General features: G+C 40.0%; 10 protein-coding genes. 8 read left to right on the forward strand and 2 right to left on the reverse strand.

Annotated elements, in window-relative coordinates; all coding sequences use genetic code 11:
• Positions 1–77: 77 nt before the first annotated feature.
• The gene (gene nifH / locus BMZ99_RS00345; protein ID WP_090931824.1) at positions 78–899 is read right to left on the reverse strand and encodes a nitrogenase iron protein; all 822 of its coding nucleotides are present in this window, start codon (positions 897–899) and stop codon (positions 78–80) included.
• Between the two features lie 518 nt (positions 900–1,417).
• Here nifH and BMZ99_RS00350 point away from each other — a divergent pair.
• Entirely contained in the window at positions 1,418–2,920 is a 1,503-nt protein-coding gene (locus BMZ99_RS00350; RefSeq protein ID WP_090931826.1) for a nitrogenase component 1, read from the forward strand.
• Positions 2,920–4,257: a nitrogenase component 1 gene (locus BMZ99_RS00355; protein ID WP_090931829.1), complete on the forward strand. Its 1,338-nt coding sequence runs from the start codon at positions 2,920–2,922 to the stop codon at positions 4,255–4,257. The genes BMZ99_RS00350 and BMZ99_RS00355 overlap by 1 nt, the downstream gene beginning before the upstream one ends.
• 193 nt (positions 4,258–4,450) lie before the next feature.
• Here the strand turns inward: BMZ99_RS00355 and purB are convergent, their stop codons facing one another.
• The gene (gene purB, locus BMZ99_RS00360; RefSeq protein ID WP_090931831.1) at positions 4,451–5,809 is read right to left on the reverse strand and encodes an adenylosuccinate lyase; all 1,359 of its coding nucleotides are present in this window, start codon (positions 5,807–5,809) and stop codon (positions 4,451–4,453) included.
• A gap of 564 nt (positions 5,810–6,373) precedes the next feature.
• Here purB and BMZ99_RS00365 point away from each other — a divergent pair.
• The 6 genes from BMZ99_RS00365 to BMZ99_RS26145 all read left to right on the forward strand — a co-directional run bounded on the left by BMZ99_RS00365 (position 6,374) and on the right by BMZ99_RS26145 (position 14,188).
• Positions 6,374–7,714, forward strand: coding sequence for a nitrogenase component 1 (locus BMZ99_RS00365; RefSeq protein WP_090931833.1), 1,341 nt, complete (start codon positions 6,374–6,376; stop codon positions 7,712–7,714).
• 19 nt (positions 7,715–7,733) lie between these two features.
• Positions 7,734–9,266, forward strand: coding sequence for a nitrogenase component 1 (locus BMZ99_RS00370; protein WP_090931835.1), 1,533 nt, complete (start codon positions 7,734–7,736; stop codon positions 9,264–9,266).
• Between the two features lie 41 nt (positions 9,267–9,307).
• Positions 9,308–10,270 (forward strand): cysteine synthase A, encoded by a 963-nt coding sequence (gene cysK, locus BMZ99_RS00375; RefSeq protein WP_090931837.1) that lies wholly within the window; start codon positions 9,308–9,310, stop codon positions 10,268–10,270.
• A 171-nt stretch (positions 10,271–10,441) separates the two neighbouring features.
• Positions 10,442–11,599 carry an aminotransferase class V-fold PLP-dependent enzyme gene (locus BMZ99_RS00380; protein WP_090931839.1) on the forward strand — a complete coding sequence of 386 codons (1,158 nt, stop codon included), beginning with the start codon at positions 10,442–10,444 and terminating at the stop codon, positions 11,597–11,599.
• Complete coding sequence (locus BMZ99_RS00385; protein ID WP_090931841.1) at positions 11,596–12,618, forward strand: ThiF family adenylyltransferase; 1,023 nt, start codon at positions 11,596–11,598, stop codon at positions 12,616–12,618. The genes BMZ99_RS00380 and BMZ99_RS00385 overlap by 4 nt, the downstream gene beginning before the upstream one ends.
• A gap of 298 nt (positions 12,619–12,916) precedes the next feature.
• Positions 12,917–14,188 (forward strand): purple acid phosphatase family protein, encoded by a 1,272-nt coding sequence (locus BMZ99_RS26145; RefSeq protein ID WP_245754747.1) that lies wholly within the window; start codon positions 12,917–12,919, stop codon positions 14,186–14,188.
• The last annotated feature ends 24 nt before the right edge of the window (positions 14,189–14,212 follow it).

The following is a 14,212-nucleotide window of genomic DNA, read 5'->3' on the forward strand; positions in this document are numbered from 1 at the left end:
TCCTTCGCGTTTTTGGGATTCAAAATGTTTTGTTCTTTTAGATGGCGAAAAATTTTTCTGATGATCATACCTCTCCTTCAGGCATCCATAAAACCATGTTCCATCATGATTTCTTCTAGTCGATCTTGTGTCATTGGTTTGGGTATGACAAAAAGTTTATTCCTATCAATGGCTTGGGCTAATGCGCGATATTCATCAGCTTGACCTGATTCCGGATCAAAGTCAACTACTGTCTTTTTATTAATTTCCGCCCGTTGTACCAGGTTGTCCCGAGGCACAAAGTAAATTAATTGGGAACCAATTTCTTCCGCAAATGCTTTTAGCAGTTCATATTCTTTATCTACTTTACGGCTGTTGCAAATAATACCGCCTAATCGAACTTTACCATTATTTGCATATTTTTGAATACCTTTTGCAATATTGTTGGCAGCATAGAGGGCCATTAATTCACCAGAGGCAACAATATAAATTTCTTCTGCCTTGCCTTCACGAATGGGCATAGCAAACCCACCACAAACAACATCACCAAGGACATCGTAGAAAACATAATCAAGCTCTGGTGTATAAGCACCTAAGGATTCCAGCATATTAATCGAAGTAATGATACCACGGCCAGCGCAGCCCACACCAGGCTCAGGACCACCTGACTCAACGCACATGGTGCCAAGATAACCAGGCTTTAAGATATCATCTAAATCAATGTCATCGCCTTCATCACGCAAGGTATCTAACACGGTTTTTTGACATAGGCCATGTAATAGCAGACGGGTAGAATCAGCCTTAGGATCGCAGCCAACTACCATGATTTTTTTGCCTGCTTCTGCTAAAGCACCTACCGTATTTTGTGTAGTAGTGGACTTACCAATGCCACCTTTCCCGTATATTGCAATTTGTCTCATAACTAAAATCCCCCTTTAAATTAGCTGATTTTCAATGATGAATCATTTGAATAGGAAGACATAGAAAAACAAAAAAAGGCTATGTAGATAGGAGTATCTACATAGCCTTCAGTTTACCTACTGATCAGCGCTACCAAATGAGTTGCTAAATTAGAGATACTAATTTTAACAACTGGTAAATAATGATTATTCTTTCAAACAGAATCGTATCATCATTTATTAAGAGTGTCAAGTGAAAATAATAGCAAAATCACAGTGGATACGTGGTTACTTTTTTAAAAATAAGTATTGACAGTGTATTATCTTAGTGATACCATTACTCATAATAATTGAATACAGTTCTACCTATCTCTGCCAGAATATGGCAGATAGGAACTGGTCAGCTAATAAACTGAAGGTTAAAGAATTATTTCTTTGGCCTTTTTTCTTTGTACAGAGTAAATAGGCTGTATTAAATCCAAAGAAATATTTCATGTATTCATGATTAGTTTATTAAAAATGACAAGGGGTTGAATTTTATGTCAATTAATCTTACGACACCAGAAGCTCAAATAAGAGAAAACAGATTATCCTCCATAACCGGTTACAAAGGCTCTATAAAAGATTTGGCAGCGCAAGCTAATGGATGCTCTTTAAAAAGTGGGGAGCGAGGATTTACGCAGACGACTGCTTGCAGCTTAGGTTGTGCTCAGGGGCAATTAGTGTTGATTAAAGATGCTGCAGTAGTTGGCCATAGTGCCATTGGATGCGGCTCAGATACGATACAAAGCAATATAAACAATCGCCGCGGTCAATTTTCTAGAGAACTGGAATATACCAATATTAATTATATTAATACCAACATGACGGAAGAAGCCACTGTCTTTGGTGGTGCTGCTAAACTTAGAGAGGGGATACGAGAAGCCTATCGACGGTTTAACCCTAAAGTAATATTTGTGACAACATCCTGCGTTTCCGGGATCATTGGAGAAAATGTTAGTGGGATACTAGATGGATTAGCAGAAGAAATACCAGTGCCCTTAGTTCCTGTTCACTGCGAAGGTTTTCGTTCTAAACTATGGGCATCAGGGTTTGATGCAGCGTTTCACGCTATCTTGACTTATATTGTTAAACCAGCCGAAAAAAAGAACCCGAATCTGATCAATATTATTAACTTTTCCGGTATTGGCAGAAAAGAGGTTGTACGATTATTGGGTCGTTTAGGTTTAGTGCCACAATTTCTTGTTCAATTCACTACTGTGGACCAACTAAGCAAAATATCAGAAGCGGCAGCGACTCTCAGCTTTTGCGGAACTTTGGGAAGTTATTTAGCCAGCGGTCTGGAAGAACATTTTGGTGTTCCCTACATCAAATCCTTACAACCACATGGAGTCGCTGGTATCAATAGCTGGCTAAGAGAATTAGGGAAGGTACTGGGAAGAGAAGAAGAGGTTGAAAAACTCATTGCAGAAGAAACCGCTGCCATCGTTCCGGAGTTAGAGGAATTAAGAGAGAAGCTGAAGGGGAAGCGAGTGGTAATCGGTATGGGACCAAGTTTTTCCCAAAATTATACGAGACTGTTGCAAGAGCTTGCCTTAGAAGTGGTATGGGCAGCAAGCTGGCATTTTGATCAGCGTCATGATTATGGTGAGATTCCGGCTACGATTTTAGATCTTGCTAAAAATGAAAAAGATATTTCTGCTTGTGTCAGTGAGCTTCAAGTTCATGAAATCAACAATCTACTGAGGCAATTAAAACCGGATCTTTTTGTTTGCAGACATCCTGGCATGGCAATTTGGTCTGCGAAACTAGGAATACCTACTATTTTTATTAATGATGAATATCAATCTTTCGGTTACCAAGGTTTAATTAATTTTGGCAATCGCGTTGCGGATACTCTAGCCAATCCAACTTTTGTCCAATATCTTGCTAGTAAAATTAAGCTGCCTTATACGAACTGGTGGTTAGAACAAGACGCCTTTACATTTTTGGGTGAGGCGCCTCCCAAGAAGAAAGAAAGAATTACTAAGGCGGTGGTGTAGTGGCTAAAGCTGCTAAGAAGATTAAAGTAATTGAACAAGTACGATACTCTTGTGCTTTGGCTGCCCTGCATTCTGTTTTGGCGATCGATAGGGCGGTTCCCATTCTTCATGCTGGTCCTGGCTGCGGTCAAAGATTATCGACAGCATTAAGCACTACGAATGGTTACCAAGGTACTGGCTATGCAGGGGGGCATGCTATGCCCTGCACCAACAGTACAGAAGCAGAAGTTATATTTGGCGGTGAAAAAAAATTAAAAGAGTTAATCACTCATAGTCTAGAAGTAATGGATGCGGATTTATATGTGGTTCTTACTGGGTGCACAGCTGATATCGTGGGTGATGATTCCACAGAAGTGGCAAGAGGCTTCCAAAAACAAGGTAAACCAGTGGTTTGCGCTCAGACAGGAGGATTTAGCGGTAATAATTTTGTTGGACACGAATTAATACTCGGTGCTATCATTGATCAATACTTGCAGCCGTCAGAAGAGATAGAACCTGGTTTGGTCAATGTTTTTTCTATCGTTCCTTACTATGATGCTTTCTGGACCGGGAATCTAGAGGAAATTCGTAAGTTACTAGAAGCAATTGGCTTAAAAGCCAATATCATTTTTGGACCTGGCGGCGGAGTGGATGCACTGAACAAGGTCCCTAAAGCACAGTTTAATTTGTTATTGTCACCCTGGATTGGTTTAACTAATGTTAAACAATTAGAAGAAAAATTTAAAACTCCTTATTTACATTATCCAGTTCTGCCAATTGGACCGACTGAGACAAGTAAGTTTCTGCGAGCCGTTGGTAAATATGCAGGACTGCCATCAGAGCAGGTGGAAGCCTCTATTGCGGAATTGGAAAAACCTTATGATTATTATATTGAAAGATCAGCTGATTATTTACTACAAGCACGGGTAGGATTACCTAGCCGCTTTATCACAATTTCTGATAGTTTTTACGCACTGGGAATTTCTAAATTCTTAGTGAATGATCTTGGTCTTTTGCCAGGAACCCAGTTTATCATTGATAATATTCCTGCGAAATACCAGGCAGACTTAGAAGAAGAGTTTAAAGATTTGAGTCCAACGATTTCTGCGCCCGTCGTATTTACCAATGACAGTGGAACCATTCGCGAGAAGTTAAGAGAAACGAAGTTTCGTGGTAAACCGCTAATTCTTGGAAGTGCTTGGGATCAAATGATAGCGAAAGAGCTGAATGGATATCAGTTAAGTGTCTCTTTTCCTGCTGCGGATCGATTTATATTAAATAGCACCTACATCGGCTATAATGGAGCCTTACGTTTGGCCGAAGATATCTTTTCTGTGTTGGTAAGTTCAAATTATTAATGAAATCATTGGCAATAATCTTAGGAATTAATCATGAATAGTTGCTTGATCATCAGTTTTAATTACTGGAAGTGAGACTCTTAGGTTGGCAGTTTAGTTTTGACAGAAGAGAGGATCAATTGAGTAGCAAGAAAAAAATGAACTGCCGCCTGGATTTGAAGGCGGCAGTTCACTTTAGAGTATTGACGTTTTCTTACTTTATGTGCTTAACCAATTCTACAGCCAAGCCGATATACTTTTGCGGCGTTAAAGCGAGTAAGCGAGTTTTATCTTCTTTTGGCAACTCTACGCTTTCGATAAAAGAACGAATTTCTGCTTCGCCAATTGCTTTTCCTCGAGTAATTTCTTTTAGCTTATCATAGGCATTCGTATGTCCATGCTTACGCATCACGGTTTGTACAGCTTCTGATAGGACCTCCCAAGCATCAGTCAAGTGACTTTCAATAACCTGATTATTAGCCAGGGTTTTGCTAAAACCTTTTAAAGCATAAGACAAGGCTATATGAGAATAGCCAATGGCAGCTCCTATGTTGCGCTGCGCCGAGGAGTCGCTAAGATCTCTTTGTAAGCGGGATATAGGCAGTTTATTTGCCAGATGATCCAGTAGCGCGTTACTAAGCCCCAGATTTGCCTCTGAGTTCTCAAAATCGATAGGGTTGACCTTATGAGGCATGGTTGATGAGCCAACTTCACCGCTTATGGTTTTTTGTTTAAAATAACCCAAAGAGATATACAGCCACATATCTCGGTCAAAATCTAGGACAATATTATTAAAACGGTTGATGGCATGAAAGCACTCTGCTACATAATCATGAGATTCTATTTGGGTTGTCAGCGGATTGTATTCCAGACCCAGTCCCTCGACGAAATTCTTGGCAACATTTTCCCAGTCGATTTCAGGATAGGCAATTTGATGAGCATTAAAGTTACCAACGGCCCCATTGAATTTTCCTAAAAACTCAAGACTGCGGATTTGTTTCAACTGTCGATTCCATCTGTATACAAATACTGCAAGCTCTTTTCCCATAGTGGTAGGAGACGCAGATTGTCCATGAGTATGTGCCAGCATTGCAACGTCTTTTAAGGTTTCGGCTTTGTTTGCCACTTCGGCAGCAAGCTCTTTGGCCGCTGGCAGCCAAACTTTATGGATGCCGTCCTTTAGCATTAATGCATAGGATAAGTTGTTGATATCCTCAGAGGTACAAGAAAAATGAATAAACTCAAGAACATCCGATAATGAAGTCGTACTCAGTGTATCTCTTAAGAAATATTCAACAGCTTTCACATCATGGTTCGTAATTTTTTCGATCGCCTTAATTTTTAAAGCAACTTCTTCATCAAAAGAAGTAACAATCTTTCGCAGCAACTGTACTTCGTCAGATGTAAAAGTTCGTACTTGATTGAATGCGGGGTTAGATGCCATGGTAATCAGCCATTCAATTTCTATATGGGTGCGATATTTCATTAATGCCCATTCTGAAAAAAAGTCGCCTAATGGTTTGGTAACAGATTCATAGCGCCCGTCAAGCGGAGTTAAAGATTTAATACTCATAAATACCCTCTTTATTTTATAGATTTTTGTGAAAACCCTAAGTAAGCAGTGAAAGCGTAAGATAGGGTGTCAAATGCATGACGCACTGTATACGTTTTTGGGTTGCTAGTATTATTTTATCACTATAGTCAAACTTTTTCCAAGAAGAAATATCGTGTTTCGATATATATTGTCAAAAAGAGAGTGATATTTATCCTTTGAAAAGCAATAAATATACATTTTAGAAGATAAAAATGTCTGGGAAGAAATTAGTGTTAAGACTATTGACAGGATAAGAAATAAGATATATTCTAGAAAGCATTAAGACCATCCTAGATCAATTACCTGAGATGGAGCATTGACTTTCAAGCAGGTAAAGTGTGTAATCGCTAAGAGAATTGAATAGCATTGATTAACTGACTGAGAATAAAAGAGGTTAAACTACAAAATAGTAGTTTGACCTCTTTTGTGTTTACACATACAAATAAAAATTTAAAGCTCTTTATTACAATTGCTTATACGATTCAATTCTTTTTTATGATGGTTATTTGCATTATTATATTATTCATTTTAGGAGGTTGCTAAATGTCTACTTTTATCGAACGCGCAAAAGTTACCTGTGCTCTTGGTGGTGCCATTGTTACTCTGTCAGCATTGCCAAAAGCAGTTCCCATCGTTCATGCATCTGGAGGGTGTGCAGGTACATTGTCGGGTACCTATAACCTGGCAAGCGGCTATAAAGGTTCCGGGTATTGTGGCGGAACGATGATACCTACATCTAATATTGTCGAAAACGATATCGTTTTTGGCGGTGAAGAACGATTGGAAGAGCAGATTATCAACACTGTGAAGATAATAGATGCTGATCTTTATTTTGTGGTGACGGGCTGCCAGGTGGAAATCATTGGTGATGATGCAGTGGGAGTGACCCATCGCTATAGAAATGATAAAGCGATAGTGCTTGCTGCCAATACACCAGGTTTTTTAGGCGATAGTTTTAAAGGGTATGAGGCAGTGCTAAGTACGATCGCAGCTGAGTTAGTTGAAAAGAAAGACGTAAAAGAAAAAAAGACGATTACGATTCTGGGAATTGTGCCTGGTCAGGATGTCTTTTATCGGGGGAATATTAGAGAAATCGAAAGATTGCTAAGCCAATTGGGGATAAAAGCAAATACCTTCTTTGGTGACGGAGAAACGATTGAAAAAATAAGAAATTACGGTGATGCTTCATTAACCGTTGTTTTATCTGAGAATTACGGCATTGAGACTGCAAGGGTTTTCGAACAAATTCATCAGATTCCTTATATAACGACAGATCTTCCCATTGGCGCAAGCAGAACCGATGCATTCTTACATAAAATTGGTGAACGATTGGGGATTGAGCCAGCTGAGATCGAGGCGCTTCTTGCAAAAGAACGAAAATATTATTATAGCTACATCGAAAGAATTTTGGATATTTATACGGATTTGGACTTTCAAAGATATGCCATTATTTCTGCTGACACAAACTATGCATTTCCATTAACAAGCTTCCTGGCTGATGACTTAGGCTGGATTCCCCATATCGTTGTCATTCATGATGATATTGACGATCTGCGTAAAAAAGAATATGAATTAAAGTTCAAACAGCTTGGCTCTGAAACGAAGCCCAAAGTGGTATTCGAGCTGCAGGCTGGGCAGCTTCTCAATCATGTACGAAAAAGTTGGAAATACAACCAGAATGATAAGTATTTTGATGCCCTCAGTCCAACTTTTCTTGTCGGCAGCAGCCTTGAAGCGAGTGTGGCGCAAAAACTTGGAGCAGGCTTTCTTCCTGTAGTATTCCCAATCACAAACCGGGCTGTTTTAGATAGAGGATATACGGGTTACAAGGGGGGCTTAACTCTAACGGAAGACATTATTTCAGCGCTTGTCAGCGATCGATAATTATGAGGGGGTATAATACATGTCTAAATTGACAGAAGGTCTTACATATGATTATTTATCTTCCGAAGCAGCACCTACCAGAGAGGCTCGAATCGAGACGTGCAACGCATTTGGTGGTTCCTGCAATAGCTTAAGAACAGGAATGGGAACCGGCTGCAGCAAAAATAACAGCAGGAAATTTGCTCAGGGCGGTGGCTGTCAATTAAACTTGGCACTGGGGATTGTTAGTAGTTTTCAAAATGTAGTAGTCATCATTCACGGACCTCTTGGCTGCGGTTCTAATAATCTAGGAAGAGCCGGAACCAGGAAAACTGCCAGAATACTAAAGCAAAGACCAACAACTACTGATACCATATGGATACAAACCAATTTGGATGACACAGATGTTATTACAGGCGGTATTGAGAAATTGCGTCAAGCGGTTTTGTATGCTGAGCAAGAATATCGTCCAGATGCCATTATTATCGGTAATAGTTGTTTACCTGGTATTATAGGGGACGATATTGATACTCTATTAAATGAACTTGATGGGCAGATTGCTGCAAAAGTTGTCCCGATCCACTGTGAAGGGTTTAAAAGCAAATATGTTGCGACAGGTTATGATTCTGCATATCATGGTGTATTGAAAAAAATGGTGGAGCCAATACAACGATATGAGAAAGCACTTCCCAATGAACTTGCAGATTCAAACGAAAAATACCGTCATAGTAAAATTGTGAATCTTTTCAATGTCGGTTCTACAAGTTACGGAGATGAGGTCGAGTTGTCAAGGCTTCTTACGGCTCTTGGTTTAGAGGTACGGGTATTGCCTTTGTATTCCAGCGTTGAAGAAATTTCCCGCATCAGCGAAGCAGCGCTGAACATCAGCATTTGTGCGACTCATGATGATTATCTTCTTGGTCATTTGAAAGAACGTTTTGGCACAGAATATATTATTGATACGCTGCCCATTGGGATAAAAAATACCAATCAATGGCTTAGGGTAATTGCAGAATTCTTTAAGCTGGAAAAGGAAGTAGAAAAGCTGATTGCGATTGAAACGGCACAATTGGAAGAAGCTTTAGAACCATTTAAAAAAGTTCTAAAGGGAAAAAGTGTGTTTGTTGGCGGTGGTGAGACACGCATCTTTACCACTGGTGAACTGTATCAGTCATTGGGAATGAGGGTTGTAGGATTAAAACCACATAATTTTGATCGTTTTGCAATTCCGATGATCGATAGTATTGATGATCAGGAAGCCGTTATTGACGTTGCACCAGGACAGCCCGCAGAAGAGTTGGTTATTCTTAGCAGACTTAAGCCAGACCTGTATGTTGGTCATGCCCAAGCAAATGCATGGATAACGAAGTTGGGCATTCCTACTGTTCCTCTATTTGGTCAATCCTTTAATTATATGGGTTATTCCGGCGCTTTTGAGCTGGCAAGAAAAGCAGCAAGAGTGCTGAAAAATACATCCCTGTCCCAAAAAATAGTGTCAAATGTTGCTTTACCGTTTCGTCCCATTTGGTTTGAAAGCAATCCCTTTGACAATATCAAAGAAGCGAAGGTTTAAAATAGTGAAAAAGCACATAAAAATTACAGGAGGGAATTATAATGGCTGCTATTGTAGATAATCTGACGGAACTAATAGGCAATACTCCTTTATTGCGACCCAACTCATTTGCTAAGCTGGCAAAATTAAATAGCGAATTATTATTGAAACTTGAATATTTTAATCCTTTAGGCAGTGTAAAAGATCGAATTGGTAATGCAATGATCAGAGATGCTGAAAAAAAAGGTTTGCTCAAGAAACAAACGGTAATCATTGAGCCTACAAGTGGTAATACTGGTGTCGGTCTTGCTTTTGTAGCTGCGGCAAAAGGATATCGGATCATCCTTACCATGCCGGATACGATGAGTTTGGAACGGCGGACTTTATTGAAAGCTCTTGGAGCAGAACTAGTGCTCACTCCTGGTGCCGATGGGATGAAGGGGGCAATTCGCAAAGCGGAAGAACTGTCTACCCAGATTCCAGATTCTATCATCTTGCAGCAATTTAACAATCCTGCAAATCCTGCAATTCATAAGGAAACAACAGGAGAAGAAATCTGGCGTGACACAGGGGGCAAGATTGATATTTTTGTAGCTGGTGTGGGTACAGGAGGAACGGTTGCAGGAGTGGGAGAAGTGCTAAAAGGGAAAAATCCCAATATCCAGATTGTAGCAGTAGAGCCGAATGATTCCCCCGTTTTGTCAGGGGGAAATCCTGGCCCTCATCAGATTCAAGGTATAGGGGCGGGCTTTGTGCCTAAAGTTCTTAATTTTGAGCTTATTGATGAAGTTTTTAAAGTGAAAAATGATGAGGCCATTGATACTGCTCGAGTGCTTGCTAGAGTGGAAGGATTGCTAGTGGGGATTTCTTCTGGTGCTGCTGCATTTGCGGCTGCCCAAATTGCCAAAAGACCAGAGAATGCAGGTAAAACGGTGGTTGCATTGCTTCCCGACACAGGTGAAAGATATTTATCAACAGTTCTTTTTAAAGACTTGACAGATGAAGTTAGTAAGTACTGGAGTTAAAAAGGACTTGAATTCTAATTCCAAATGCAGTAATATTTAAACGATTAGTAATTTAGAAAAACAAAATTAGGACTGAGAAGATATTTAAGGCTAAGATCGTTGTATCCTGATAAAGGAGATGTCTTAGTCTTTTTTAGATTTGTAGTTTAATAGTAGGAAGGTGTAGTTTCTATGATCTATCTGGATAATGCTGCCACTTCTTGGCCAAAACCGGAAAGCGTATATCAAATGGTTGACAAGGTTATGCGACAAATCGGAGCAAATCCTGGCCGTTCGGGGCATACCATGGCAATTGAAGCTGGCAGACTGGTTCAAGAAACAAGAGAATTAGCGGCAGCATTGTTTGCGATTCCTCATCCGTCTCAGGTGGTATTTACCTTAAATGTTACTGATTCTCTTAATCTAGCTTTAAAAGGATTGTTGCAGCCAGGCGATCATGTTATTACCAGTTCTATGGAACATAATGCTATGGCTCGCCCCTTAGAAGCGCTGTGTAAAAATGGGGTAACTGTTACCAAGGTGGCGACATCGCCTGTTAATGGAATTTCTCTTCGGGAGATTCAGAATGCTATTCAGGCAAATACCAAGTTAATTGCCTTAACTCATGCTTCTAATGTGACTGGTACATTAAATCCCATTCGGGAAATTGGACAAATTGCAAAAGAGTTTGGTGTTGCCTTTTTAGTAGACTGTGCCCAAACCGCAGGTGTTTTTCCAATCAATGTGCAGGAAATGGGAATTGACCTTTTGGCTTTTCCTGGTCATAAATCTTTATTAGGCTGTCAGGGTGTTGGCGGGCTATATGTCCATAAGGGGATTACGCTAAAAACCCTGCGTGAAGGCGGTACTGGCAGCCATTCCGAGTCTTTAGAACAACCGGATGAATTACCAGAACGATATGAGAGCGGCACACTTAATACTTCAGGAATTGCTGGACTTGGAGCCGGCATTCGATATATCATGGAAACCGGTATGGAAAAGATAAAGCAGCGGGAAGAAGAATTGACAAATCTGTTAGTAGCAGGTTTGGCGAAAATACCGGGAGTGGTGCTTTATGGTCCGCCATTGGGACAGGAGCGAGCTGCTGTTGTGTCTTTTAATCTTGAGCAGATCAGTGCGAATGAGCTGTGTATGATTTTGGATAAATCCTTTCAAATTGCTGTCCGTCCAGGTTTGCATTGTGCCCCGGATGCTCATCGAGTACTGGGAACCTTGCAGGGGGGAACAATCCGAATTAGTCCAGGCTATTTTACTACAGAAGAAGAAATAGAAAAGTGTTTGCAGGCAATTACTGCGATTGGGAAAGAATTGGTGGAGGAAATGAGATGATACATGTACCAGAACGATACTCCAGGCAAGCTATTTTTCAAGGTATCGGTTCAGTAGGTCAGGAGAAGATTGGGCACAGTCGGGTGGCAATCATTGGTTTAGGAGCACTGGGAACTGTAATTGCCAATAACTTGGTGAGAGCTGGGGTTGGATATATACGCTTAATTGATCGTGATTTTGTAGAGCTTAGCAATTTACAGCGGCAAACGATTTTTGATGAAGCGGATGTTCATGAACAACTTCCTAAAGCTGTTGCTGCTGCTCAGCATTTGGGAAAGGTCAATTCAGAAATAACACTAGAGGCAATTGTCAGCGATGTGAATGCCTCAAATATTGAAACACTGTTAACGGATGTTGACCTTGTCATGGATGGCACGGATAATTTTGAGACTCGCTTCCTTTTAAATGATATTTGTTTGAAAAAGAATATTCCTTGGGTGCACGGGGCTGTATTAGGGAGCTATGGTCTTACTGCGAACATGATTCCAGGACAAACTCCATGTTATCGATGCTTCATGCCTGGAATACCAGAAACAGGGGCTAGCGGCACTTGCAGTTCAGCTGGAGTGCTGAATATGATTACGGGTATTATTTCATCATATGCATCGGCAGAAGCTTTAAAAATACTGGTTGGCAGTTCTGATGTCAGAAAGTCAGCCCTTTTCATTGATGTTTGGAATAACTCTTTTCATAGTAAAGAGCTATCGAGGCAATCAGACTGTCCTGCTTGTGTTAAACATGAATATCATTATCTTACTAAAGAAAAAGGAACCTATACGACTTTGCTATGCGGACAAAAGGCGGTGCAAATTGTGCCAGGTCAGGTACGCAAGATGGACTTTTCCAATATTCTAAAGCGTTTGGCTCATGTAGGAGAAATTCAATCTAATCGTTTTCTTTTGCGTTTGAAAATTCATGAGATAGAAATAACTCTTTTTGCTGACGGACGGGCCATTATCAAAAATGTTGAAAATGAAAATAAAGCAAAGGCTCTCTATACAGAGTATTTTGGATTGTGATCAATATGCAATGCATTACACATTTGTATATTGCTGCTATAAGCAAATCAATTAAGTGAAAATGATTGACAAAAATAGTTAAAAATGATACGTATGTTATAAGACTGATTAGAAAACTAAAGGTCAAAATAAATTTGGTTACGACCAAGTTTGCTTTGATCTTTTTTTATGGAAATCATTATAGTATAGCGGAGGGATAAGATCGAAACCGCCTTGCAACTTCGTTGTTTAAGTAGCATCAGGAGAGCATTCTACGTTAGAGCATCATTAATATGTTCATTTGAAAGGGGGCAGTTCTGTGCTGAAGAAAATCTTTTTACGTAGCTTATGGATCATGACATTAGTGATTGTCATTATGATTGTGCCGAGTGTACGTTTTCTTTTCTCAGCGACGTCCTTGGGAAGTGCCGTTCCAGATCTTATCACCTTAACGTGGAGGGATGATCCACAGACAACCCAGGCCATAACATGGCGAATGGATAAAGATGCTAAAGATGGGTTTATTGAATATGGGGAAAGATTTACGACGGGACCTTTTCCCTATGATACTAGAACCGTTACTTCAACTGTAGAGGAATTATCAACTAATGCGGGCGATATGAGTATTCATTCAGTGAATCTCACTGGACTAAAACCTGGAACCTGTTATTATTATCGAGTAGGGTATGGGAACATATGGACTGAGTGGTATGAATTCACAACTGCGCCTAAGAGTTCTTCTGCCTTTGCATTTTTTATTTTTGGTGATTCTCAAAGCGTTGATTATAGCACTTGGGGTGCTACTTTGCATCAGGCCTTTCAAAACAATTCAAAAGCTGCATTTTTTATTAATACAGGAGATTTAGTGGCTGTTGGGCAAGATTTCATGCAATGGAACGCTTGGCTGGAAGCCGCTAAAGGAGTCATCGATACCATTCCGGCTATGCCAGTATTAGGAAATCATGAAACCTATACAAAGGATAAAAAAATATCTCAGCCGTTATTATACCAAACTCTTTTTAAACTGCCATCTAATGGTCCAGAACATTTGAAAGGAAAGGCGTATTCATTTGATTATGGTGAAGTACATTTTGTGATGCTTGATAGCCAAATGAATGAAGAATGCTGTTCCTTTTCAGATGTATTAAGAGAAGAAAAAGCATGGCTAGAAAGAGATCTGCAAAATACGAATAAAAAATGGAAAGTGGCAGTTTTTCACCAGCCAATTTATAGCAATCAAGCACATGCTATTGACGATGATAGTAAGAGCGTCTTTGTGCCGATTATCGATAGACATCATGTTGATATTGCTTTCTCGGGGCACGAACAGGTATATGCTCGGACCTATCCTTTGTATAATAATGAGAAGGTCGATGGTGCCAGCCAAGGGACAATCTATGTTACTGCCGGGAAAAGTGGTACAAAAGCATATCAGAATTCAAAGGCTAAGCCAGGGGATGAAGTTTATAATCCCTTAGATGAACCGATCTATCTTACAGTAGAAGTAAAACATTCGAGTATGGAGGTAAAGGCATTCAACGGGCAAGGTTCTGTAATCGATGATTGGAGAATTGAGAAACTATCGGAATAAAAGATATACATGGCAGGAAGGGAT

It is taken from the genome of Pelosinus propionicus DSM 13327 (assembly GCF_900114615.1).
GTDB classification, from domain to species: Bacteria; Bacillota; Negativicutes; order DSM-13327; family DSM-13327; genus Pelosinus; species Pelosinus propionicus.

Coding starts and splice junctions, on each gene's coding strand:
- nifH (WP_090931824.1), bottom strand. CDS start 899: ATGAGACAAATTGCAATATACGGGAAAGGTGGCATTGGTAAGTCCACT.
- BMZ99_RS00350 (WP_090931826.1), top strand. CDS start 1,418: ATGTCAATTAATCTTACGACACCAGAAGCTCAAATAAGAGAAAACAGA.
- purB (WP_090931831.1), bottom strand. CDS start 5,809: ATGAGTATTAAATCTTTAACTCCGCTTGACGGGCGCTATGAATCTGTT.
- BMZ99_RS00365 (WP_090931833.1), top strand. CDS start 6,374: ATGTCTACTTTTATCGAACGCGCAAAAGTTACCTGTGCTCTTGGTGGT.
- BMZ99_RS00370 (WP_090931835.1), top strand. CDS start 7,734: ATGTCTAAATTGACAGAAGGTCTTACATATGATTATTTATCTTCCGAA.
- cysK (WP_090931837.1), top strand. CDS start 9,308: ATGGCTGCTATTGTAGATAATCTGACGGAACTAATAGGCAATACTCCT.
- BMZ99_RS00380 (WP_090931839.1), top strand. CDS start 10,442: ATGATCTATCTGGATAATGCTGCCACTTCTTGGCCAAAACCGGAAAGC.
- BMZ99_RS00385 (WP_090931841.1), top strand. CDS start 11,596: ATGATACATGTACCAGAACGATACTCCAGGCAAGCTATTTTTCAAGGT.